This is a genomic window from Geodermatophilus amargosae (genome assembly GCF_900116515.1).
GTDB lineage: Bacteria > Actinomycetota > Actinomycetes > Mycobacteriales > Geodermatophilaceae > Geodermatophilus > Geodermatophilus amargosae.
Window position 1 is genome coordinate 34,745 of sequence record NZ_FPBA01000009.1, and the last position, 22,812, is coordinate 57,556.

Genomic DNA, 22,812 nt, shown 5'->3' on the forward strand with positions numbered 1-22,812 from the left:
GCTCAGCACGGTCTCCTCCAGGGCACCGCCCCGAGCTCGCGGGGGTGGGGAGGAGGTCCTCCGTCAGAGCGGGGGCGCGACCCAGGACAGCAGCAGGTAGGACACCGCGGCCGACGGCAGCAGGCTGTCGAGCCGGTCCATGATCCCGCCGTGGCCGGGCAGCAGGGTGCCCATGTCCTTGATGCCGAGGTCCCGCTTGATCAGCGACTCGCCCAGGTCGCCCGCCGTGGCGGTGACCGCGAGCGCGACGCCGACGAGGACCCCGCCCCACCACGGCCCGTCGAGGGCGAGCACGACGAACGGCGTGGCGACGAGGACGCAGGCCACGACCGACCCGGCCATGCCCTCCCACGACTTCTTCGGGCTCACCGTGGGCGCCATGGGGTGCCGGCCGAACAGCACGCCCGCGGTGTAGCCGCCGACGTCGTTGCCGACCACGGTGGCGATGAAGGCCAGGACCCGTGCGGCGCCGTCGTCGGGGACCAGCAGCAGCACCGCGAAGCCGGCCAGCAGCGGCACGTAGAGGGCGACCAGCGCGCCGGCGGTGGCGTCGCGGAGGTAGTCGTCCGGGCCGTCCCCGAGCCGCCACAGCAGCACCGCGACGACGGTCAGCAGGAACCCGACGACGAGGCCGTCGGGGCCGCGGGTCCAGGCCAGGGCGAGCATCGCGACGGTGCCGACGAGCAGCGGCGGCAGCGGTGCACGGGCACCACCGGACTCCAGGGCGCGGACCAGCTCGATGACGCCGACCGGGATGGCCACCCCGATGACCAGCAGGAACGCCGGCCGGTAGACGACCAGCGAGGCGATGATGACCCCGCCCAGACCCAGGCCCACGGCGACGGCGGCGACCAGGTTCCGCCCGGCCCGGCTGCTCGAGGGCGGGACCAGGTCCGGCTCGGGATCCGGTCCGGGGACCGGCCCGATGTCCGGTCCGGCGTGCTGGGCAGCGTGAGGGGCGGTGTCCGGGGCGGTGTCCGGGGCGGTGTCCGGGGTGGTGTCCGGGGTGGTGTCCGCTCCGGGGTCTGTCACCGCGTCGGCCGCCGCCGGGACGGCGAGCTCCCGGGTCGCCGGCGCGGCGGCCATCTCCTGGGTCGCGGGCGCCGTGGCCTGCGGCGCGGCGATCGGGCTGGTCGGCGGCGCCGTCGGCCTGATCGGCCCGGTGGCCCGGGCGGCGGGGGGCGGCGACGACGGCGGTTGCGGCGACGGCGGCGAGGGACGCCGGACCACCGGGATCGGCCCGGTGTCGGCGTCCCCGGACGGGCCGGCCCCGGCGGCGTCGGGACGGGAGGTCATGGCAGGGGTCGGGCGAGCGGCTCAGACCTCGAGCAGCTCGGACTCCTTGTTCTTCACGGCCTCGTCGATGCCCGCGACGTGCTGGGCGGTGAGGTCGTCGAGCTCCTTCTCCGCGCGGCGCACGTCGTCCTCGCCGGCCTCGCCGTCCTTGGCGATGCGGTCGAGCTCCTCCTTGGCCCGGCGGCGGACGTTGCGGATGGCGACCTTGGCGTCCTCGCCCTTCGACCGGGCCATCTTCACCAGGTCGCGGCGGCGCTCCTCGGTGAGCTGCGGGAACACCACACGGATGATCTGGCCGTCGTTGGTCGGGTTGACGCCCAGGTCGCTGTCGCGGATGGACTTCTCGATCGCCGAGAGCTGGCTGATGTCGTAGGGCTTGATGACCGCCATGCGCGCCTCGGGCACCGTGATCGACGACATCTGCGGCACCGGCGTGGGGGCGCCGTAGTAGTCGACCAGGACCTTGTTGAACATCGAGGGGGCTGCGCGGCCGGTGCGCACCGAGCCGAGGTCCTCCCGCGCGACCGACAGGGCCTTGTCCATCCGCTCCTCGGCGTCGAGCAGGGTGTCGTCGATCACGGGTCTCTCCTCCTGCAGCGGGATCGTCCCCGCCGTCGTCCTACGGTGCGGTGTGCGCGTGCGGGCGCGCGCTCAGCTGATCAGCGTCCCGATCCTCTCACCCGCCGCGGCGCGGGCGATGTTGCCGTCGCGCAGCAGGTTGAAGACCACGATCGGCATCCGGTTGTCCATGCACAGGCTGATCGCGGTGGCGTCGGCGACCTTGAGCTGGTCGGCGAGGACGGTGGCGTACTCCAGGTCGTCGTACATCGTCGCCGCGGGGTTGGTGCGCGGGTCGTCGTCGTAGACGCCGTCGACACCGTTCTTGGCCATGAGCAGCACCTGGCAGCCGATCTCCAGGGCACGCTGGGCGGCGACGGTGTCGGTGGAGAAGTACGGCATGCCGGCTCCGGCGCCGAAGATGACCAGCCGGCCCTTCTCCATGTGCCGGACCGCCTTGCGCGGGATGTAGGGCTCGGCGACCTGGCCCATGGTGATCGCCGTCTGCACCCGGGTCTCCAGGCCCACCTGCTCGCAGAACGCCTGCAGCGCCAGGGCGTTCATGACCGTACCCAGCATGCCCATGTAGTCGGCGTGCCTGCGGTCCATGCCGGCCTCGGCGAGCTCGGCGCCGCGGAAGAAGTTGCCGCCTCCGACGACGACGGCGACCTGGGTGCCGCCGTGGACGACACCGGCGAGCTGCTCGGCGATGCTGTGCACGATGCCGCCGTCGACACCGACGCTGCCGCCGCCGAACGCCTCGCCGGAGAGCTTGAGCAGCACCCGCTGGTAGCCGTCGCCGTCGGCGGGCTGGAAGGCGCTGGGGGCCGAGAGCGGCGGGTGCGCTGCGGCCGGGTGCTGCGTCGTGGCGGTCTCGGTCAACTGCTCATCCCTCGCTCGACGTCGTTCTCCTGATCCTGCCAAACGGCGCCCGGCGCGCCAGCCGGGGCCGGACACACCACCGGCCCCGTCCCTGTGCGGGGACGGAGCCGGTGTGCGTTGCCTCGGTGTGCGTGCCTCGGTGCGGTGTGTCGCTCAGGCCTGGCCGACCTCGAAGCGGGCGAACCGCTGCACGGTCAGGCCGGCCTCGTCGACGATCTGCTTCACCGTGCGCTTGGGCTCGGTGATCGATGGCTGCTCGAGCAGGACGAAGTCCTTGTAGTAGGCGTTGACCCGGCCCTCGACGATCTTGACGATCGCCTGCTCGGGCTTGCCCTCCTCCTTGGCGGTCTGCTCGGCCACGCGCCGCTCGGTCTCGACCGCCTCGGCCGGGACCTCCTCGCGGCTGAGGTAGCGCGGGCGCGCGGCGGCGATGTGCATCGCCAGCGACCGCGCGGCCTCCTCGTCGCCGCCCTGGTACTGGACGGCGACCCCGATGGCCGGGGGCAGGTCGGTGGCCCGCTTGTGCAGGTAGACCGCGGTCGGGCCCTCGAAGGTGGCGAAGCGGGCGAGCACGAGCTTCTCGCCGATGCGGGCGGACTCGGACTCGATCAGCTTGGCGACGGTCTGGCCGTCGACCTCGGTGGCCATCAGCGTGTCGAGGTCGTTCGGCGACTGCTCGAGGACGATCTCGATCAGGCGCTCGGCGAGGGCGACGAAGTCGGCGTTCTTGGCGACGAAGTCGGTCTCGCAGTCGAGCTCGAGCAGGGCGCCGTGCTTGCTGACGACGATGCCGTTGGTCGTGGAGCGCTCGAGGCGCTTGCCGACGTCCTTGGCACCCTTGATGCGCAGCAGCTCGATGGCCTTGTCGTACTCGCCGTCGGCCTCGGTCAGGGCCTTCTTGGCGTCCATCATGCCGGCGCCGGTGGCGTCGCGGAGGCGCTTGACGTCGGCAGCGGTGAAGGCGGGCATGTCACTTCCTCACGGGTCTGGATGGGTGGTGCGGACGTGCCGCGGCGCCGCCGCCTGCACCCCGTCGGGGCGCGGACGGCGGCGCCGTCGGGTCAGCCGTTCTGGGCGCCCTGGGTGCCGGTGGCGGTGTCGCCGGTGGCGGGCACGCCCGCGACCGGCGCGATCTCCTCGGCGGTGACGGCCGGCGGGGCGACCGGCGTCTCCGGCAGCGGGGCCACCTCGGCCGGCGCAGCCTCGGCCGGGGCGGCGTCGGCCTGGCCGGTGAGCAGCTCGCGCTCCCAGTCCGGCAGCGGCTCCGCCTCGCCGATGGCCGGCTCGGCACCGTCCTCGCGACCGGCGTTGGCCTGGGCGGCCGAGCGGGCCATGAGCCCCTCGGCAACGGCGTCGGCGACCACGCGGGTCAGCACGGCGATGCTGCGGATCGCGTCGTCGTTGCCCGGGATCTTGTAGTCGACCTCGTCGGGGTCGCAGTTGGTGTCGAGGATCGCGACGACCGGGATGCCCAGCTTGCGGGCCTCGCCGACGGCGATGTGCTCCTTCTTGGTGTCGATGATCCAGATGGCGCTCGGGACCTTCGACATGTCGCGGATGCCGCCGAGGCTGCGCTCGAGCTTGGCCTTCTCGCGGCTGAGGACCAGCTGCTCCTTCTTGGACAGGCTGACCAGCACGCCGGTCTGCTCCATGTCCTCGAGCTCCTTGAGCCGCTGGAGCCGCTTGTGCACCGTCTGGAAGTTGGTGAGCATGCCGCCCAGCCAGCGCTGGTTGACGTAGGGCATGCCGACGCGCTGCGCCTGCTCGGCGACGACCTCCTGCGCCTGGCGCTTGGTCCCGACGAACATGATCGAGCCGCCGTGCGCGACGGTCTGCTTCACGAACTCGTAGGCCGAGTCGATGTAGCCCAGCGTCTGCTGCAGGTCGATGATGTAGATGCCGTTGCGCTCGGTGAAGATGAAGCGCTTCATCTTCGGGTTCCAGCGACGGGTCTGGTGCCCGAAGTGGACGCCGCTGTCGAGCAGCTGCTTCATGCTGACGACTGCCATGTGGCCGCAGCCTCTCCTGCTCACGCGCGACCGCACGACGGCCGCGCTCCTCGGTTGACGCGGGCACCGGGTGGTGTCCCGCCCTGGCGTCCCGCGGCGCCACCGACCCGGGAGGACCGGGACCGAGGTGGGGCTGCCCCGCCGCTGGGGCGGGAGGGAGGACGCGCGGAGTCGACCCGTGCAGACGGGTCGCACCGCTCAGCATACGCGGTGCACCCAGCGCTCCTCCCCCGCCGTCGCGACCGTCCACAGGTCCGCGGTCCGGGACCGATCCGGACGCGGCGACGGCGAGGCTCGGCGGCGTGCCCGCCCGTCTGCTCCTCGTCGTCCTGCTGGCCTGCGCCGCCGTGCTCGCCCCCGCCACCGCGGTCGCCGAGCCGGCCGCCCGGGTCCCCGTGCCGTGGACGTCGCCGCTCGGCGACCCGCCGGAGGTCACCCGGCCGTTCGCTCCCCCACCCTCGCCCTACGGTCCCGGCCACCGCGGCGCCGACCTGGCCGGCGTCCCCGGCGGCGTCGTCGCGGCGGCCGGGGACGGCGTCGTCGTCTTCGCCGGGATGGTGGCGGGGCGGCCGGTGGTCAGCGTCGACCACACCGGCGGGCTGCGGACGACGTACGAGCCGGTCGACCCCGCCGTCGCGGCCGGGCAGGCGGTGTCCCGCGGCTCGCCGCTCGGGACGCTGCTGGCCGGTCACGAGGGGTGCCCGGCCGCCGCGTGCCTGCACTGGGGCCTGCGCCGCGGCGAGGTCTACCTCGACCCGCTGTCGCTGCTGCGCCCGCCGCAGGTCCGGCTGCTACCGCTCGGCTGACCCCGTGGGCACCCCGGTGGGGTGCTCGACGACGCCCGTCCCGGAGGTCAGGCGATGTCGACGAGCTTCGTGCGCAGGTGCAGGACCGCCTTGGTGTGCAGCTGGCAGATCCGGCTCTCGGTCACGCCGAGGACGCGGCCGATGTCGGCCAGGGTCAGGCCCTCGAAGTAGTAGAGGCTGACCACGACCTTCTCCCGCTCGGGGAGCTGCTCGACGGCGCGGGCGAGCAGCTGGCGGGCCTCGCCGTGCTCGGCCATCGCCTGCGGGTCGAGGGCGTTGGCGTCCCGCAGGGTGTCGACCAGCCGCGGGGCGCCGCCGTCGTCGTCGGTGAGCAGCTCGTCGAGGGCGACCACGTTGACCAGGGAGAGCTGGCCGAGGAACTTGCGCACCTCCTCGACGTCCATCTCCATCGCCGCCGCGATCTCCTCGTCGGTCGGGCTGCGCCGGAGCTGGTTCTCCAGCGCGGCGACCGTCCGCTCGAACTGCCGGGCGCGCATGCGGACCGACCGCGGGATCCAGTCGGTGCTGCGCAGCTCGTCGATGATCGCGCCGCGGATGCGGGCCATCGCGTAGCTCTCGAACTTCACCTCGCGCGAGGGCTGGTAGCGGGTGATCGCGTCGATGAGCCCGAAGGTGCCGTAGGAGACCAGGTCGGCCTGCTCGACGTGCGCCGGCAGGCCGCTGCCGACCCGGCCGGCGACGTACTTCACGAGCGGGGCGTAGTGGAGGATCAGCCGGTCCCGCAGGCCGGGCGCCCGGTCGGCGACGTACTGGGTCCAGAGCTCGAGCAGCGCGGCGTCGGCGTCCTCCTCGGACTCCCCGCCGATCCGGTGGATGGTCGCCTCGGGCACGTCGGCTCTCCCCGCTTCGTGGTGGCTCGGGTCCCGCAGGACCCCTCGGACTGTCTGGCTGGTGGGCGCGGGGCTCAGGCCCGCGGGTGCGCCTGCGCGTGCACCGCTCGCAGCCGCTCGACGGTCACGTGTGTGTAGATCTGCGTCGTCGCGAGGCTAGCGTGGCCGAGCAGCTCCTGGACGGAGCGCAGGTCGGCGCCGCCCTCGAGGACGTGGGTCGCCGCGGAGTGCCGCAGGCCGTGCGGGCCGACGTCGGGGGCGCCGGGCGCGCGGGCGACCGCGGCGTGCACCGTGCGGCGGGCCTCGCGCGGGTCGAGCCGCCGGCCGCGGGCGCCGAGCAGCAGCGCCGGGCCGGAGCCGGAGGTCGCCAGGGCCGGGCGGCCCCGGGTCAGCCACGCGTCGAGCGCCTGCTCGGCCGGCGCGCCGTAGGGCACGCTGCGCTCCTTGCGGCCCTTGCCGAGGACCCGCAGCAGCCGCCGGCCGCGGTCGACGTCGTCGACGTCGAGTCCGACCAGCTCGCTGACCCGGATGCCGCTGGCGTACAGCAGCTCGAGGACCACGGCGTCGCGCAGGCCCACCGGGTCCTCGGCGCCGGCGGTCGACTCGACGACGGTGCGCGCCTGGTCGGGAGCGAGCACGTCGGGCAGCGTCCGGTGCGCCTTGGGGCTGACCAGCCGCAGGCCGACGTCCTCCGGGGTGTGCCCCGAGCGGCGCAGCCAGGCAGTGAACGACCGCGCGGCGGCGGCGCGGCGGGCGGTGGTCGCGCGGCTGGCGCCCTTGGTGCGACCCTGGGCGAGCCAGCTGCGCAGGGCGGCCAGGTCGAGCTCGTCGACCCGGGTGCCGCCACGGCGGGCGAGGTGGTCCAGCAGCCAGACGGCGTCGGTGAGGTAGCCGCGGACGGTGTGCGCGGAGAGGTCCCGCTCGTCGCGCAGCGCCCGCTCGTAGCCCTCGAGCGCGGCGGCCAGCGCGGGCGGCAGCGTGGCGCGGGCGTCGGCGGTCCGGGCGGTCACGGTCCGACCGTCCGACGGCGCCGACCGCCGGTCAAGGCGCCGCGCCGGTCGGTCGTCCGCGACGGATGCGTGCCCGGCGTCAGGCCCCCTTCCGCGGTGGCGGCGCCAGCCGCCAACCCGTGCCGGTCCACTGCACGAGGTCGGCCAGTTCCAGGGCCGGCAGGACGCGCATGGCCTCGAGCGGGTCGCAGCCGGCGACCGCGGCCAGCCGCTCGGCGCTGACGCCGGTCCGCACCGGGCAGGCGTCGAGCACCCGGCGGCCGAGGTCGGACAGGCCGTCGCGCGGGGTGGCGGGCCGCTGCACCGGGGCCGCGAGGTCCTCGCCCAGGGCGCCGACCGCCTCGATGACCTGGGCGGCGTTGCCCACCAGTCGCGCGCCTCCCTCGGGCTCCCGCAGCAGCTCGTGGCAGCCGACCGACATCGCGCTGGTGACCGGGCCGGGCACGACCAGCACCTGCTTGCCGAGCCCGCGGGCCCGCCGCGCGGTGGCCTGCGCGCCGGAGCGGGCCGCGGCCTCGACCACCACGGTGCCGCGGGTCAGCCCGGCGATGATCCGGTTGCGGACCAGGAAGCGGTGGCGGTGCGGCGCCGCGCCGGGCGGCCACTCGCTGACCAGCAGGCCGCCGGAGTCGACGATGCGCTGGAACAGTGCCGAGTGGGCCGCCGGGTACGCCCGGTCCACGCCGCAGGCGAGGACCACCACGGTGGCGGCGCCGGCGGCCAGCGCTCCGCGGTGGGCGGCGACGTCGATGCCGTAGGCGCCGCCGGAGACCACCGTCCAGCCGCGCTCCCCCAGTTGCGCGCCGAGATCGGCGGCCACGTGTTCGCCGTAGGCGGTGGACGCGCGCGCCCCGACCACGGCCACCGAGCGGTCGACCGTCCCGTCGAGGGGCGGGTCCCCGCGCACCCACAGCCCCACCGGCGGGACCAGCGCGGTGGTCCGGTCCTGCTGCGCCGGCTCGTCGCCGCCGGTGTGCGCGGCAACGGTGAGCGGGTGCAGCGCCAGCGCAGGCCACTCGTCGTCCTCGGGGACCACCAGGCGGGCGCCGCAGCGCTCGGCGCGGCGGAGGTCGGCGAGGCTGGCGTCCTCCTCGGCGCGCGCACCGACGAGGGTGCGGGCCTTCTCCGGCGCCGTGCCGGCCCGCAGGGCACGTGTGGCGGCGACCGGTCCGACGTCGTCGGTCCACCGCCACAGGTCCACCGAGCCGGGCTCCGCCGCGCGGGTCAGCCAGGCCCGGGCGCGTCGAAGACCGGGCACGGCGACGCCGCCGACCGCGGCCGGGCCGGCGAGGGCGTCCTCGAGGTCCTCGTCGAGGGTCGGCGCGTTCACGCCGCCACCCGCTGCAGCCGCATGCCCAGCGCCTCGGCGACGTCGTCGCCGTCGGGGACCGTGCGCCCGGCCAGGTCGGCCAGCGTCCAGGACACCCGCAGCACCCGGTCCAGACCGCGGACCGAGAGCAGGCCGCGGTCCAGCGCCCGTTCGGCCAGGGCGAGGGCGGGACGCGGGACCGGCCACCGCTCGCGCAGCAGCCTCCCGGGCACCTGGCTGTTGAGGGCCGGCCCGGTGCCGGCCAGCCGGGCGGCCGCGGCGGCGCGGGCGGCAGCCACCCGCGCCGCCACCGCGGCGGTCGGCTCCGGGGCCGCGCCGGCGCCCATCCAGGCCGCGCGGGTGACCGGCGGGAGCTCGACCCGCAGGTCGATGCGGTCCAGCAGCGGGCCGGACAGGCGCGACTGGTAGCGGCGCCGCTCCAGCGGGCTGCACGTACACGCGGCGTCGCCGGCCGCGCCGGCGCACGGGCACGGGTTGGCCGCGAGCACCAGCTGGGCGCGGCACGGGAAGGTCGCCGACCCGGCGGCCCGGCTGATGGTGACCTGGCCGCGCTCCAGGGGCTGGCGCAGCGTGTCCAGCGTCGCCCGCGGGAACTCCGGCGCCTCGTCGAGGAAGAGCACGCCGCGGTGGGCACGGCACAGCGCGCCGGGTCGGATGGCACCGGACCCGCCCCCGACGAGGGCGGCCATGGTGGCCGTGTGGTGCGGCGCCTCGAACGGCGGCCGGCTGAGCAACGGGGCGCCCGGCGGCAGGGTGCCGGCGACCGAGTGGATGGCGGTGACCTCGAGCGCGGCCCGCTCGTCGAGGACGGGCAGCAGTCCGGGCAGCCGCTCGGCGAGCATCGTCTTGCCTGCACCGGGCGGACCGGTCAGGAACAGGTGGTGCCCGCCGGCCGCGGCCACCTCGACGGCGCGCCGGCCGGCGGCCTGCCCCACCACGTCGCCCAGGTCGGGCGCCGGTGCCGGCGGCGGCAGTGGACCGCGCCGGTGGGCCGCGAGCCGGGTGCGGCCGGACAGGTGGCCGACCAGGTCGCCCAGCGTCCGCGCGGCGAGCACGTCGACCCCGTCGACCAGGGCGGCCTCCTCCGCGTTGCCGGCCGGGACGACGACGGTGCCGTGTCCGGCCCGGGCGGCGGCCAGCACCGCGGGCAGTGCGCCGCGGACCGCGCGGACCGTGCCGTCCAGCCCCAGCTCGCCGAGCAGGACCAGCCCGTCGATGCTGTCGGCCGGCAGCGTGCCTGCGGCGGCGAGCACGGCGGCGGCCAGCGCGAGGTCGAAGCCGCTCCCCTGCTTGGGCATCGAGGCCGGCGACAGGCCGATGGTGATCCGGCGCATCGGCCAGGACGCCCCGGTGTTGACGACGGCGGCGCGGACGCGGTCGACCGACTGGCGCACCACGGCGTCGGGCAGCCCGACGAGCACCACCCCGGGGACGCCGGCGGACATGTCCACCTCGACCTCGACCACCGCCCCGGAGACCCCGGCCAGGCCGACCGACCAGGTGCGGGCCAGCGTCACGAGAAGGCCCCGCGCAGGTGGGTGACCAGCGCGGGCACGCCCGGTCGCACGAGCACGCCGACGACGTCGAAGCGCAGGTCCGGCGCGTGCTCGTCGTGGGCGGACAGCCACCGCTGGGCCAGCAGCCGCAGCCGCCGCTGCTTGGCCGGGGTCACCGCCTCGACGGGGTGTCCGAAGCCGGTCGCCCGGCGGGTCTTGACCTCGCAGAAGACGATCGCCGCCCCCTCGCGGGCGACGATGTCGAGCTCTCCGTCGCGGCAGCGCCAGTTGCGGTCGAGGACGGACAGTCCGGCGTCGCTGAGGTAGACCGCGGCGATGGTCTCCCCGCGGCTGCCGAGTTCGGTGGTCGTGGACACCCGTCGACCGTGACCCCGGACAGCACCCGCGACGGCCCGGGACGGCGCTCTGTGGACGGCGGCCCGGGCTGTGGACGGCGCATCCCGTCCCGTCGGCCCGGGCGGTCAGCCTCCCGGGCGTGCGATGCGGATCAGGTGATCCGTGGCCCGTCGGGCAGCTCGAGGTCGGGCTTGTCGAGCTCCTCCACGTTGACGTCCTTGAACGTCAGCACGCGGACGTTGCGGACGAAGCGCGCCGGCCGGTACATGTCCCAGACCCAGGCGTCGGAGAGCTTGAGCTCGAAGAACACCTCGCCACCGGCCTCGCGGACCTGCAGGTCGACGGAGTTGGCGAGGTAGAAGCGCCGCTCGGTCTCCACCACGTAGGTGAACTGCCGGACGATGTCCCGGTACTCGCGATAGAGCTGCAGCTCCATCTCGGTCTCGTACTTCTCCAGGTCCTCGGTGCTCATCGCGGCTCTCCGGAGACGGTGCACATGCCCCCATCATCGACCATGCCGCCGGGACCGGTGAGCTGGAGTTCCCGAACGGCGTGTGCGTCGCGCGCGCGGACGACGTTGACGAAGCGCGACCGGTGCTCGGGACAGGGCCCGTGACGCTCGAGGGCGGCGCCGTGCGCCTCGGTCGTGTAGCCCTTGTGCACCGCGAAGTCGTACTCGGGGAAGCGCTCGTGCAGGTCGAGCATGATCCGGTCCCGGGTGACCTTGGCCAGCACCGACGCGGCGGCCACGCAGGCGGCGACGCGGTCGCCCTTCCACACCGCCAGGCTGGGCACGCCCAGGCCGGGCACCGCGAAGCCGTCGGTGAGGACGTAGTCGGCCGGCGGGTCCAGAGCGGTGACCGCCCGGCGCAGCGCCTCGAGGTTGGTGACGTGCATGCCGCGGGCGTCGAGCTCGGACACCGGGATGACCACGACCGACCAGGCGACCGCGCGGTCGACGACCTCGTCGTAGACCCGGTCGCGCGCGGCGGCGGTGAGCAGCTTGGAGTCGGCGAGCCCGGGGACGCGGCCGCGCCGCCCGGCGGGCAGGACGCACGCGGCGGCGACCAGCGGCCCGGCGCACGCGCCCCGGCCCGCCTCGTCGGCGCCGGCGACGGAGGCGAAGCCCCGGCGGCGCAGCGACCGTTCCATGTCCCAGAGCGCGTCGCCGTCGGCGACGTCGGGACGACGGGTCCGGGCCGCCGGCGTCGCGGCGGCCCGGTGGGCGGGGGGAAGACGACCGGCCATCGCCGTCCGACACTACGACGCTCCACCGACAGCCCGACCGGGCCCTCGGGGAGGCGCGCGACGGCCACGGGCCGGTCCCCGGGGTCAGAGGGACCGGCCCGTGGACCGGAGCGGGCCCGGGGGCCCGCCGGCCGGACCGCCGAGGAGGCGGACGGTCCGGACGCGGAGGGAGGCGCTCAGATCTCCACGGGGGCCGGGACGGCGGTCACGGCGTGGGTGCCGCAGGTGCAGGACGCCGACCCGCGCGAGGAGAGGACGAGGGAGACGGCGTGCGCCCGGTCGCGGGCACCCAGCTTGCGCAGGATGGCCTTGACGTGGGACTTGACGGTGTCCTCGCTGATGAACAGGTTGCGGCCGATCTGCCGGTTGGACTGGCCCTGCAGCAGCTCGTCGAGGACGTCCTGCTCGCGCCGGGTCAGCGGCACCTCCGGGGTGAGCGGCTTGCCGACCGGGGCGGCAGCGGGCTCGACGCGGCGGATCTGCGGGTCCACGACGGTGCGGCCGGCGCGGGCGGCCAGGATCGCCCAGCCGAGCAGGGTCGGCGAGGTGTTGAGCATCAGGTAGCCGCGGACACCGGCGGCGACCGCCTCGTTGACCACGGCGGGGTCCTCGGAGGTGGCCAGGGCGACGACGGCGACCCGCGGGAAGCGGCGGCGCAGGTCGCGGACGACGTTGAGGGTGGCGGCGCGGCCGGCGCCCATCTCGACGACCACGGCGTCGGGCCGGGCGGTCTCGACGAGGGTCAGGGCGCGGCGCAGCTCGCCGGGCGTACCGACCGACTGCATGCCGGCGGTCTCGTTGATCATGCTGACCAGGCCGCGCCGCAGGACGGGGGCGTCGGCGAGGAGGAGCACGCGGGTGACGCCTCGGGTAGCGCTCGCCAGGGGTGCGGACACGACATTCTCCCATTCGGTGGACCGGGTGACTCTCGACTACTCCATCGGGATGAATGGCACACACCTTGAACACTTCCTGGTGATTTTTTCCGCGCCCCGTATTGGTAGTCGCCGTCACAGGGGAAACACGGGAAGGTGACCGACCGCGGATTGTCGACATGGGGACGCCATTTCCGGGAATGGCGCGGGAACGACGACGGCGCCGGCCCTCGGGGAGGGACGGCGCCGTCGGGAGGCGGGGCGGTCAGCCCGGTGGCGGGCGCAGCCGGCGTCTGCGGTTCCAGGCGGCGACCGGCAGCGCGCCCACCAGGCCCGCGCCCAGGGGCAGGTACTGACCGACCGTGCCGGAGACAGCGGCCGCCTCGGTGCCCTGGATGTCGGGGTCGTCGAGAGTGCCGAAGCGCGAGACCGGCCAGACGATGAGCGCCGCCTTGCCGATGACGTCGTCGACGGCGATGGTGCCGCTGTGGCGGTCCCCGACGTGGGAGCGGGAGTCGGCCGACGCCGAGCGGTGGTCGCCCATCACCCACAGCCGGCCCTCGGGCACCGTCACCGGGGCGAAGGCGCGGCTCTCCAGCGGGGTGTTCTCGTAGATGTAGGGCTCGTCGAGCGGCTGGCCGTCGACGGTCACCCGGCCCTCGGCGTCGCAGCACTCCACCGTCTGCCCGCCGGTGGCGATGACCCGCTTGACGTAGTCGTCCTCGCTGGGCGGGGCCACGCCGACGGCGCGGCCGAGCCAGAGCAGGCCGCCGGTGAACCAGTTCGACGGCTCGGACACCTCGACCTCGGGAGTCCACGTGTCCGGCCCCTGGAACACGACGATGTCGCCGGGCTCGGGATCGCCGAACCAGTACGGGATCTTGTTGACCAGCACCCGGTCACCGGTGCAGCCGGTGCAGCCGTGCAGCGTCTGCTCCATCGACCCCGAGGGGATGAAGAACGCCTGGGCGAGGAAGGTCTTGACCAGGAGCGCGAGCACGAAGGCCACGAGCAGCAGCACGGGCAGCTCGCGCAGCAGCGAGCCCTTCTTCTCCGGGGCGCCCTTCTGCCGCCGCCGGGAGCGGCCGCGTCCGGCGGCCGGCTCCTCGGGGGCGGGGTCGTCCCCCGGGACGACGTCGGCGGGCCCTCCGGACCGGTCGCTGCTCATCGGGAGCCAGCGTACGGCCGCGGGGGACCCGCCGTGGTCAGGCCGGGTCGATCCGGCCCGGAGTCGTCCGGGGGGAGCCGGGCGCGGTCAGCGCGCGACGGTCTCGCGGCGCTCCTTGATCTTGGCAGCCTTGCCGCGCAGCTCACGCAGGTAGTACAGCTTGGCGCGGCGCACGTCACCGCGGGTCAGGACCTCGATCTTCTCGACGACCGGGGTGTGCACCGGGAAGGTGCGCTCGACGCCCACGCCGAAGCTGACCTTGCGCACGGTGAAGGTCTCGCGGATCCCGCCGCCCTGGCGCCGGATGACGACGCCCTGGAAGACCTGGATGCGCGAGCGGTTGCCCTCGACGACGCGGACGTGCACCTTGACGGTGTCCCCGGGGCGGAACCCGGGGATGTCGTCGCGCAGCGAGTCGGCGTCGAGTACGTCCAGGGTGTTCATCGCGGCATTCCTCGGTCTCAGCAGTGGCTCGTCGTCGGTCCGGGCAGCGGGACGCCCCGCGCTCCGGACCCAGGGGGCTGCGACTCCGGGGACCCGCCGGCGGGCGCCTCCGGTCTGCAGCAGCTCTCTACTGTGCCACATCCGCGCCGGACTGCCGAGCGCGGCCCCGGAGGACGGGCGTCAGTCGACGACGCGGGGTGGCCGGCGCCACGGCCCGGCGAGCAGCTCGGGCAGCACGCCGGCGAGCTCGAGCGGCGCGAACTCCACGTCCGCGGAGGCGATCTCGGCGACCGTCCACCAGCGGTGCGGCTCCTCCCCCAGGACCTCCAGCTCGGTGCGGCCCGTGGCGTCGACCTCGTGGACGACGTCGCGCAGGACGAAGAAGGTCTCGCGACTGTCGACGTCGACGCCGGCGAAGGGGCCCACGTGGCGGCGGAACCAGACGGGGCCCTCCAGTGCCGCCGGGTCGACGACCAGGCCGATCTCCTCGGCCAGCTCGCGTGCGGCGGCCTGCCGGACGGTCTCGCCGTCCTCCACTCCCCCGCCGGGCGTGTACCAGAACAGCACGTCACCGGGCGGGATCGCGGGGTCGGTCAGCCGTGCGCCGAGGAGCAGCACCCGCCCGTCGGGGTCGAGGACGACGACCCGTGCCGTCGGGCGCACGATCGCCCGCCTCCCCACGCGGTGCTCAGGCACCGCCGAGCGCCGCCCGGTCGGCCGGGGTGAGCGCGTCCTCGGGCAGCGCGGCCAGCAGGTCCGGTCGCCGGGTCGCGGTCCGCCGCAGGGACTCCGCGCGCCGCCACCGGGCGATGGCCGCGTGGTCGCCGGAGAGCAGCACGGGCGGCACGTCGAGCCCGCGCCAGGACGCCGGCCGGGTGTAGGACGGCCCCTCGAGCAGCCCGTCGGCGTGCGAGTCGTACTCCACCGACTCCCGGTTGCCGACGACGCCGGGCAGCAGCCGGGTGACCGCCTCGACCATCACCAGCACCGCGGACTCACCGCCGGCCAGCACGTAGTCGCCGATCGAGACCTCCGACACCGGCCCGGCCCCCGCCGCCCACTCGGCCACGCGCTGGTCGATGCCCTCGTAGCGGCCGCAGGCGAAGACCAGGCCGGGCTCGGCGGACCACTCGGCGGCGACGGCCTGGGTGAACGGGCGCCCCGCCGGCGTCGGGACGACCAGCCGCGTCCCGGGCGGGCGGACGGCCTCCAGGGCCCGCGCCCACGGCTCGGGGCGCATCACCATGCCGGGCCCGCCGCCGTAGGGCGCGTCGTCGACGGTGCGGTGGACATCGTCGGTCCACTGCCGCAGGTCGTGCACGCCGACGGCGACCAGGCCGCGCTCGGCGGCCTTGCCCAGCAGTGACTGGCGCAGCGGTGCGAGGTACTCGGGGAAGATCGTGACGACGTCGATGGAGTAGGGGTCGACCCGGGACGGACTCACAGGTCGAGCAGCCCCTCGGGCGGGTCGACGACGACCACGCCGCCCGCGAGGTCGACGGTCGGCACGATCGCCGAGACGAACGGCACGAGCAGCTCACCGCCGTCGGCGCGTGCCACGACCAGCAGGTCGGCGCCCTCGTGGCGGACGGCGGTCACCTCGCCCAGATGCGTGCCGTCGGGCAGGCGGGCGGCCAGGCCGATGAGCTGGTGGTCGTAGTAGTCGTCGGGGTCCTCCAGCGCCGGCAGGTCGGCGAGCGGGACCTCGAGCAGGGTGTCCCGGAGGGTCTCGATCTCCTCGCGGGAGTCGTAGCCCTCGAACGCGAGCAGGAGCACCTCGCGGTGCCAGCGGGCGCCGGTGACGGTCAGCGGGCCGCGGTCGGCCGGGACCGTGCGGATGACGGCACCGGGGACGAACCGGTCGTCGGGGTCGTCGGTGCGGACCTCGATGGTGGCCTCACCCCGGACACCGTGGGGCCGGCCGATGCGGCCGACCACCACGGTGTCGTCAGGAGTGGGTCGCACGTCCGGGACGCGAGCGCTCAGCGCCCGTCGGTGTCGACGACGTCGACCCGCAGGCCGCGGCCGCCCACGCCGGTCATGACCGTGCGCAGCGCCTTGGCGGTGCGCCCGCCGCGGCCGATCACCTTGCCGAGGTCGTCGGGGTGGACCCGCACCTCGAGGGTCTTGCCGCGGCGGCCGCCGACCATGTCGACGGTGACGTCGCGCGGGTGGTCGACGATGCCCTTGACCAGGTGCTCGAGCGCCTCTTCGAGCACGTCTTACTCGGCGGGGGTCTCGGCCGCGGCGTCGGGGGCAGCGGCGTCGGGGGCAGCGGCGTCGGGGGCGTCGGTGGCTCCGGCGCCGATGGCTGCGGCGTCGGGAGCAGCGGCAGCGTCGTCGGCCTTGGGGGCGGCCTTCTTCTTCGGGGTGGTGGCGCCCGCGGCCGGCTCGTCGCCGTTGCTGCGGACGGCCTCCTCGTAGAGGGCCTTGCGGTCGGGCTTGGGGGCGGCGACCTTCATGGGCGGCGGGGCCGGCTCGCCCCTGAACTTCTGCCAGTCACCGGTGACGCGGAAGATGGCCGCGACCGGCTCGGTGGGCTGGGCGCCGACGCCGAGCCAGTACTGCGCGCGCTCGGTGTCGACCTCGATGAAGGAGGGGTCCTCCTTCGGGTGGTACTTGCCGATCGTCTCGATGACGCGGCCCTCGCGCTTGGTGCGCGAGTCGGCGACGACGATGCGGTAGTACGGAGCACGCATCTTGCCCAGACGCATGAGCTTGATCTTGGTGGCCACGGTGGCTCGGATTCTCCTCGAACGCTGTTCGTCGGTGCTCGCCGGACGGACGCGTGGGGTTACGCCGGGGCGGAGCCATGGACACGGCCGGCGTCGGTGAGAGGGCCGCGCACCGCCGTGTTCGACCGACCATGATGCCAGATGCCGGGAGGCGCGCAGTGACCAGCCGGGGTCTGCTCCACCACGTGGAGCTGTGGGTGCCCGACCTCGACCGGGCCGAGCGCTCCTGGGGCTGGCTGCTGACCACCCTGGGCGCGCGGCCGTACCGGTCCTGGGAGCACGGCCGGTCGTGGCGCCTCGGCGAGGTCTACGTCGTCGTCGAGCGCTCGCCCGACCTGTCCGCGGACACCCACGAGCGCCGCCGCCCGGGCCTGAACCACCTCGCGTTCTGGGCGGGGACCCCCGCCGACCTCGACGCCCTGGTGGCCGCGGCGCCGGAGAACGGGTGGCGGCTGATGTTCGCCGACCGCCACCCGTTCGCCGGCGGCCCGGAGCACCGCGCCGCCTACCTGGAGGACGCGGACGGCTACGAGGTCGAACTGGTCGCCGAGAGCTAGCCCCGGACGGCGGCCAGGACCGCGGCGGCGGCGTCGGCCACCGGGACCTCCGACCGCTCGTCGGTGGCGCGGTCGCGCACCTCGACCACGCCCTGCGCCAGCCCTCGGCCGACGGTGACGATCGTCGGCATCCCGAGCAGCTCGGCGTCCTTGAACTTCACACCGGGCGACACCTTCGGGCGGTCGTCGTAGAGGACGGTCAGGCCGGCGGCGACCAGCTCCTCGGACAGCGCCTGCGCGGCGTCGAACACCGCGGCGTCCTTGCCGGTGGCGACGACGTGCACGTCGGCCGGGGCGATCTCTCGTGGCCAGACCAGGCCCAGCTCGTCGTGGGTGGACTCGGCGATCGCGGCCACGGCGCGGGAGACGCCGATGCCGTAGGAGCCCATCGTGACCGTGACGAGCTTGCCGTTCTCGTCGAGCACCTGCAGGCCCAGCGCGTCGGCGTACTTGCGCCCGAGCTGGAAGATGTGCCCGATCTCGACGCCGCGGGCCAGCTCCAGCGGGCCGGAGCCGTCGGGCGCGGGGTCGCCCGCCAGCACCTCGGCGGCCTCGACGGTGCCGTCCCACGCGAAGTCGCGGCCGGCCACCAGGTCGAACACGTGCTTGCCGGGCTCGTTGGCGCCGGTGATCCACCGGGTGCCGGGCACCACGCGCGGGTCGACGAGGAAGCGGATGCCCGACGCGCTGTCCTTCCCGAGCACCTGCGGGCCGATGTAGCCCTTGACCAGCGCCGGGTGCTCCTCGAAGTCCGCGAACGGCTCGACCTCGGCCGGCGCAAGCTGCGCCTCGAGCCGCTTGACGTCGACCTCGCGGTCGCCGGGGATCCCGACGACGAGCGGCTCCCGCGCGCCGTCGGGGTGCACCAGCGTGACGACGACGTTCTTCAGCGTCGACGCCGCCGTGTACCCGGCGTCGGGGTACAGCTGCTGCGCGACGGCGACCAGCGTCTCGATGGTCGGGGTGTCGGGGGTGTCCTCGACGTGCGCCTCGGGCAGGCCGTCGAGCGGCACCGCCTCGGGGACGACCGTGGCGACCGCCTCGACGTTGGCCGCGTACCCGCCGGCCGAGCGCACGAAGGTGTCCTCGCCGATCTCGGTGGGGTGCAGGAACTCCTCGCTCTTCGAGCCGCCCATCGCGCCCGACATCGCCGAGACGATCACGTACTCCAGGCCGAGCCGGTCGAAGACCCGGATGTAGGCGGCGCGGTGCGCGGCGTAGGAGGCGTCCAGGCCGGCGTCGTCGACGTCGAAGGAGTAGCTGTCCTTCATCGTGAACTCGCGGCCGCGGAAGAGCCCGGCCCGGGGCCGCGCCTCGTCCCGGTACTTGTCCTGGATCTGATAGATCGACAGCGGCAGGTCCTTGTACGAGGAGTACAGGTCCTTCACCAGGAGCGTGAACATCTCCTCGTGGGTGGGGCCGAGCAGGAAGTCCGCGCCGCGCCGGTCCTGCAGCCGGAAGAGGTTGGGGCCGTACTCGGTCCAGCGGCCGGTCGCCTCGTAGGGCTCGCGCGGCAGCAGCGCCGGGAAGTGCACCTCCTGGGCGCCCATCCGGTCCATCTCCTCGCGGACGACGCGCTCGACGTTGCGGAAGACGCGGTAGCCCAGCGGCAGCCAGGTGAACCCGCCCGGCGCGGCCCGCCGGATGTAGCCGCCGCGCACGAGGAGGCGGTGGCTGGGCACCTCGGCGTCGGCCGGGTCGTCGCGCAGGGTGCGCAGGAACAGGGAGGACATCCGCAACAGCACGGATGGAGTCTCCCAGGGCGCGCGAGCGGGTTGTGCCTCAGCCGCTCGCAAGGGCGTCGCAAGCGCCGGCCGCGACCGTCGTCCCCAGCGAGCCGCCGACCGGCGGCCCGGACCCGGCCGAGAACCCCTGGAGCTCCCCCCCGTGCGCACGCCCCGCCGCCTGGCCGCCCTCGTCCTCGCCGTCTCCGCGAGCGCGGCGCTCGCCGCCTGCTCGTCCCCGGTCAGCGGCACGGCCACCCCGGTCCCCCAGGGCCAGGAGGCCTCGACCGACCCGGCCGCGCCCCCGGTGGAGGAGGCCGGCGACACCGACCCCGCCCCGGACGAGGCCCCGGGGACCGCACCGGGGACCGGGACGACCGACGCCGACGACGACCTCCCCGTCCCCGGCGCCGGCGTCCCGGGCGACGCGGGCCTGTGCCAGGCCGTCGTCGGCTGGTTCGGCTACGCCGGGCTGTCGCTGGTCTCCGTCGACGAGAACGGCCACGTCGACCCGGCCACCGTCGTCCCGCTGCTCGAGGCGATGCGCGACGCCCCCGCCGACCACCAGGACGCCGGCGCGCCGCTGCTCGCCGCCGCCGACGACGTCTCGGCGGCGGCCGACGAGGCGATCGACCTGCTCGAGTCGGGCACCGACGTGTTGACCGCGTTCGAGTCGCTGACCCAGCCGGTCACCGACTTCGCCGCCGCCTGCACCTCCGCCGGCGTCACCGTCTGAGTCCCGTCCCGTCCCGTCCCGGCCCCGGGACCGCCCGAACGGCCTAGACGACGCGGCCGCGCAGCACCCTGAGGACCGGGCGGGTGAGCGTGTCGAGGTCCGCGCGCGGGTCGGCGTCGTAGACCACGAGGTCGGCCGGCGCGCCCTCCTCGATGCCGGGCAGCCCCAGCCAGGTGCGCGCGGACCAGGACGCGGCGGCCAGCGCCGCCTCGGCGGGCAGGCCGGCCTGGCACAGCGCACGCACCTCGTCGGCGATCCGGCCGTGCTCGATGCCCCCGCCGGCGTCGGTGCCGGCGAACACCGGCACCCCGGCCTCGTACGCCGCCCGGACGACGGCGCCCGACTGCGCGTACAGCCGCCGCATCGTGCTCGCGTACGTGGGAAACCTCGCCTCTCCCGCAGCGGCGAAGCCGGGGAAGTTCTCCACGTTGACCAGCGTCGGGACGACGGCAGTGCCCCGCGTGGCCATCTCGCCGACCAGGTCCTCGGTCAGCCCGGTGCCGTGCTCGATGCAGTCGATGCCGGCGCGGACGAGGTCGGGCAGCGCGTCGGTGCCGAAGGTGTGCGCGGTGACCCGCGCGCCCTCCTCGTGCGCCGCCGCGATCGCCTCGGCGAGCACGTCGGCGGGCCACTCCGGCGCGAGGTCGCCCACCGACCGGTCGATCCAGTCGCCGACGAGCTTGACCCAGCCGTCGCCGCGCCGGGCCTGCACCCGCACCTCGGCGGCGAGGTCCGCGGGCTCGAGCTCGACGGCCAGCCCCGGCAGGTAGCGGCGGGTGCGGGCGATGTGCCGGCCGGCCCGGAGGATCCGCGGCAGGTCGGGCTCGTCGTCCAGCGCCCGGGTGTCCACCGGGGAGCCGCAGTCGCGCAGCGCGAGCACGCCGGCGTCGCGCTCGGCCAGCGCCTGCTCGCGCAACCCGGCGCGGTCCTCCACGAACACCCCGCCGCGGCCGATGCCGACGTGGCAGTGCGCGTCGACCAGGCCGGGCAGCAGCCAGCCGCCGCGGGAGACGGTCTCCGCGCCCGGCACCGGCTCGGACGTCAGCCGGCCGTCGCGGACCCACAGGTCGCGGTGCTCCCCCTCGGGGAGGACGACACCGCTGAGGTGCAGGTCGGGGCCGGAGAAGGGGAGGTCCGGGGCGCTCACCGCCCGGGCCGCTCGTCCCCGAACTTGCTGAAGTCGAGCTTGCTGAGGTCCGGCAGCGCCTGGCCCGGGGGCAGCGCGGGCATCCCACCCGGGAGGCCGCCGCCGGGGAAGCCGGCGCCCGGGGGCAGGCCCGGGGCGCCCGTCGGGCGACGGGCGGGGGCCTTGCCCTTGCCGCCCTTCTTCCCCTTCTTGCCCTTCGCGGACTGGGCCTGCATCTGGCGGCCGCGGGCCTTCTTCGACATGGGGCCCATGCCCGGCAGGCCCATGCTGCCGGCCATCTGGCCCATCATCTTCTGGGCCTGCCCGAAGCGCTCCAGCAGTTGGTTGACCTCGGTGACGGTCACACCCGAGCCGTTGGCGATGCGCACCCGGCGCGACGCGTTGATGATCTTGGAGTTGACCCGCTCCTCGGGCGTCATCGAGCGGATGATCGCCGCGGTGCGGTCGAGGTCGCGGTCGTCGACCTGCTTGAGCTGCTCCTTCATCGCGCCCGCGCCCGGCAGCATGCCCAGCAGGTTGGCGATCGGGCCCATCTTGCGGATGGCCATCATCTGCTCGAGGAAGTCCTCGAGCGTGAAGCCCTCGCGGCTGACGAGCTTGCCGGCCATCTTCTCGGCCTGGTCGGCGTCGAAGGCCTGCTCGGCCTGCTCGATGAGGGTGAGCACGTCGCCCATGCCGAGGATGCGCGAGGCCATCCGCTCGGGGTGGAAGACGTCGAAGTCGGTGAGCTTCTCGCCGGTGGAGGCGAACATGATCGGCTGCCCGGTCACGTACCGGACCGAGAGCGCGGCGCCACCGCGGGCGTCGCCGTCGAGCTTGGTGAGGACGACGCCGGAGAAGCCGACACCGTCGCGGAAGGCCTCGGCGGTGGTGACGGCGTCCTGGCCGATCATCGCGTCGACGACGAAGAGCGTCTCGTCGGGCTGCACGACGTCGCGGATGCCGGCGGCCTGCGCCATCAGCTCGGCGTCGATGCCCAGCCGGCCGGCGGTGTCGACGACGACGACGTCGTGCATCGTGCGGCGGGCGTGCTCGATGGAGTCGGCCGCCACCCGGATGGGGTCGCCGACGCCGTTGCCCGGCTCGGGCGCGTAGACGTCGACGCCGGCCTGCTGGGCGACGATCGAGAGCTGGTTGACCGCGTTGGGTCGCTGCAGGTCGCAGGCCACCAGCAGCGGCGCGTGGCCCTGGCTCTTCAGCCAGCGGCCGAGCTTGCCGGCCAGCGTCGTCTTACCGGCGCCCTGGAGGCCGGCGAGCATGATCACCGTGGGCGACTGCTTGGCGTAGCGGATCCGGCGGGTCTCGCCGCCGAGGATCTCGACGAGCTCCTCGTTGACGATCTTGATGACCTGCTGGGCCGGGTTCAGCGCCTGCGACACCGTGGCGCCGCGGGCCCGCTCCTTGAGCGCGTTGATGAAGGCGCGCACCACCGGCAGCGCGACGTCGGCCTCGAGCAGCGCGATGCGGATCTCGCGGGCGGTGGCGTCGATGTCGGCGTCGGTCAGCCGGCCCTTGCCCCGCAGGCCGGTGAAGACCTTGTCGAGGCGGTCGGAGAGTGTCTCGAACACGAGCAGTCCTCAGCA

At 74.9% G+C, this 22,812-nt stretch carries 26 protein-coding genes; 3 read left to right on the top strand and 23 right to left on the bottom strand.

Annotation, left to right across the window (positions count from 1 at the left end):
* Window positions 1–63: 63 nt before the first annotated feature.
* The 5 genes from BM414_RS13545 to rpsB all read right to left on the bottom strand — a co-directional run bounded on the left by BM414_RS13545 (window position 64) and on the right by rpsB (window position 4,745).
* Entirely contained in the window at window positions 64–1,296 is a 1,233-nt protein-coding gene (locus tag BM414_RS13545; RefSeq protein ID WP_245784707.1) for a phosphatidate cytidylyltransferase, read from the bottom strand.
* A 21-nt stretch (window positions 1,297–1,317) separates the two neighbouring features.
* Window positions 1,318–1,875 carry a ribosome recycling factor gene (gene frr / locus BM414_RS13555; RefSeq protein WP_093579973.1) on the bottom strand — a complete coding sequence of 186 codons (558 nt, stop codon included), beginning with the start codon at window positions 1,873–1,875 and terminating at the stop codon, window positions 1,318–1,320.
* A 72-nt stretch (window positions 1,876–1,947) separates the two neighbouring features.
* Window positions 1,948–2,736, bottom strand: a complete 789-nt coding sequence (gene pyrH, locus BM414_RS13560; RefSeq protein WP_093579974.1) for a UMP kinase — start codon at window positions 2,734–2,736, stop codon at window positions 1,948–1,950.
* 153 nt (window positions 2,737–2,889) lie between these two features.
* Window positions 2,890–3,705 (bottom strand): translation elongation factor Ts, encoded by an 816-nt coding sequence (gene tsf / locus BM414_RS13565; RefSeq protein ID WP_093579975.1) that lies wholly within the window; start codon window positions 3,703–3,705, stop codon window positions 2,890–2,892.
* A 92-nt stretch (window positions 3,706–3,797) separates the two neighbouring features.
* Window positions 3,798–4,745, bottom strand: a complete 948-nt coding sequence (gene rpsB, locus BM414_RS13570) for a 30S ribosomal protein S2 (RefSeq protein WP_093579976.1) — start codon at window positions 4,743–4,745, stop codon at window positions 3,798–3,800.
* 302 nt (window positions 4,746–5,047) lie between these two features.
* Between rpsB and BM414_RS13575 the strand changes: the two genes are divergently transcribed.
* Window positions 5,048–5,551 (top strand): M23 family metallopeptidase, encoded by a 504-nt coding sequence (locus BM414_RS13575; protein ID WP_175551585.1) that lies wholly within the window; start codon window positions 5,048–5,050, stop codon window positions 5,549–5,551.
* 47 nt (window positions 5,552–5,598) lie between these two features.
* On the opposite strand, the gene whiG is transcribed toward BM414_RS13575, so the two are convergent.
* From whiG to rpsP, 15 genes are all read right to left on the bottom strand, one after another.
* Window positions 5,599–6,402, bottom strand: a complete 804-nt coding sequence (gene whiG, locus BM414_RS13580) for an RNA polymerase sigma factor WhiG (protein WP_093579977.1) — start codon at window positions 6,400–6,402, stop codon at window positions 5,599–5,601.
* A 74-nt stretch (window positions 6,403–6,476) separates the two neighbouring features.
* Complete coding sequence (locus BM414_RS13585) at window positions 6,477–7,412, bottom strand: tyrosine recombinase XerC (RefSeq protein ID WP_093579978.1); 936 nt, start codon at window positions 7,410–7,412, stop codon at window positions 6,477–6,479.
* 79 nt (window positions 7,413–7,491) lie between these two features.
* A complete protein-coding gene (gene dprA / locus BM414_RS13590) occupies window positions 7,492–8,742 on the bottom strand; it encodes a DNA-processing protein DprA (RefSeq protein ID WP_093579979.1) in 1,251 nt (416 codons plus the stop codon).
* Window positions 8,739–10,259: a YifB family Mg chelatase-like AAA ATPase gene (locus BM414_RS13595; protein WP_093579980.1), complete on the bottom strand. Its 1,521-nt coding sequence runs from the start codon at window positions 10,257–10,259 to the stop codon at window positions 8,739–8,741. Before BM414_RS13595 ends, dprA begins: the two co-directional genes overlap by 4 nt.
* On the bottom strand, window positions 10,256–10,615 hold the full coding sequence (locus tag BM414_RS13600) for a YraN family protein (RefSeq protein WP_093579981.1): 360 nt from the start codon (window positions 10,613–10,615) through the stop codon (window positions 10,256–10,258). The genes BM414_RS13595 and BM414_RS13600 overlap by 4 nt, the downstream gene beginning before the upstream one ends.
* Before the next feature lie 131 nt (window positions 10,616–10,746).
* Window positions 10,747–11,067, bottom strand: a complete 321-nt coding sequence (locus BM414_RS13605; RefSeq protein WP_073421822.1) for a DUF2469 domain-containing protein — start codon at window positions 11,065–11,067, stop codon at window positions 10,747–10,749.
* Entirely contained in the window at window positions 11,064–11,843 is a 780-nt protein-coding gene (locus BM414_RS13610) for a ribonuclease HII (protein ID WP_093579982.1), read from the bottom strand. Before BM414_RS13610 ends, BM414_RS13605 begins: the two co-directional genes overlap by 4 nt.
* A gap of 176 nt (window positions 11,844–12,019) precedes the next feature.
* Window positions 12,020–12,739: a response regulator transcription factor gene (locus tag BM414_RS13615; RefSeq protein ID WP_093579983.1), complete on the bottom strand. Its 720-nt coding sequence runs from the start codon at window positions 12,737–12,739 to the stop codon at window positions 12,020–12,022.
* Window positions 12,740–12,983: 244 nt separating this feature from the next.
* A complete protein-coding gene (gene lepB / locus BM414_RS13620; protein ID WP_093579984.1) occupies window positions 12,984–13,886 on the bottom strand; it encodes a signal peptidase I in 903 nt (300 codons plus the stop codon).
* An 87-nt stretch (window positions 13,887–13,973) separates the two neighbouring features.
* On the bottom strand, window positions 13,974–14,330 hold the full coding sequence (gene rplS / locus BM414_RS13625; protein ID WP_093579985.1) for a 50S ribosomal protein L19: 357 nt from the start codon (window positions 14,328–14,330) through the stop codon (window positions 13,974–13,976).
* Window positions 14,331–14,510: 180 nt separating this feature from the next.
* Complete coding sequence (locus BM414_RS13630) at window positions 14,511–14,993, bottom strand: NUDIX hydrolase (RefSeq protein ID WP_245784708.1); 483 nt, start codon at window positions 14,991–14,993, stop codon at window positions 14,511–14,513.
* 25 nt (window positions 14,994–15,018) lie between these two features.
* Window positions 15,019–15,774, bottom strand: coding sequence for a tRNA (guanosine(37)-N1)-methyltransferase TrmD (gene trmD, locus BM414_RS13635; protein ID WP_217644713.1), 756 nt, complete (start codon window positions 15,772–15,774; stop codon window positions 15,019–15,021).
* Window positions 15,771–16,295, bottom strand: a complete 525-nt coding sequence (gene rimM, locus BM414_RS13640; RefSeq protein ID WP_093579986.1) for a ribosome maturation factor RimM — start codon at window positions 16,293–16,295, stop codon at window positions 15,771–15,773. The genes trmD and rimM overlap by 4 nt, the downstream gene beginning before the upstream one ends.
* A 17-nt stretch (window positions 16,296–16,312) precedes the next feature.
* On the bottom strand, window positions 16,313–16,549 hold the full coding sequence (locus tag BM414_RS13645) for an RNA-binding protein (RefSeq protein ID WP_093579987.1): 237 nt from the start codon (window positions 16,547–16,549) through the stop codon (window positions 16,313–16,315).
* A gap of 3 nt (window positions 16,550–16,552) precedes the next feature.
* Window positions 16,553–17,065, bottom strand: a complete 513-nt coding sequence (gene rpsP / locus BM414_RS13650) for a 30S ribosomal protein S16 (RefSeq protein ID WP_093579988.1) — start codon at window positions 17,063–17,065, stop codon at window positions 16,553–16,555.
* 158 nt (window positions 17,066–17,223) lie between these two features.
* Here rpsP and BM414_RS13655 point away from each other — a divergent pair, with 158 nt between their 5' ends.
* Entirely contained in the window at window positions 17,224–17,622 is a 399-nt protein-coding gene (locus tag BM414_RS13655) for a VOC family protein (protein WP_217644714.1), read from the top strand.
* Here the strand turns inward: BM414_RS13655 and BM414_RS13660 are convergent.
* Complete coding sequence (locus BM414_RS13660) at window positions 17,619–19,367, bottom strand: proline--tRNA ligase (RefSeq protein WP_093579989.1); 1,749 nt, start codon at window positions 19,365–19,367, stop codon at window positions 17,619–17,621. The two genes, BM414_RS13655 and BM414_RS13660, sit on opposite strands and share 4 nt — an antisense overlap.
* Before the next feature lie 142 nt (window positions 19,368–19,509).
* On the opposite strand from BM414_RS13660, the gene BM414_RS13665 reads away from it, so the two are divergent.
* Window positions 19,510–20,082 (top strand): hypothetical protein, encoded by a 573-nt coding sequence (locus tag BM414_RS13665; protein WP_093579990.1) that lies wholly within the window; start codon window positions 19,510–19,512, stop codon window positions 20,080–20,082.
* A gap of 43 nt (window positions 20,083–20,125) precedes the next feature.
* On the opposite strand, the gene BM414_RS13670 is transcribed toward BM414_RS13665, so the two are convergent.
* Together BM414_RS13670 and ffh are read right to left on the bottom strand one after the other, a co-directional pair.
* Window positions 20,126–21,229, bottom strand: a complete 1,104-nt coding sequence (locus tag BM414_RS13670; RefSeq protein WP_245784709.1) for an amidohydrolase family protein — start codon at window positions 21,227–21,229, stop codon at window positions 20,126–20,128.
* Window positions 21,226–22,797 carry a signal recognition particle protein gene (gene ffh / locus BM414_RS13675; protein WP_093579991.1) on the bottom strand — a complete coding sequence of 524 codons (1,572 nt, stop codon included), beginning with the start codon at window positions 22,795–22,797 and terminating at the stop codon, window positions 21,226–21,228. The genes BM414_RS13670 and ffh overlap by 4 nt, the downstream gene beginning before the upstream one ends.
* Window positions 22,798–22,812: the final 15 nt, after the last annotated feature.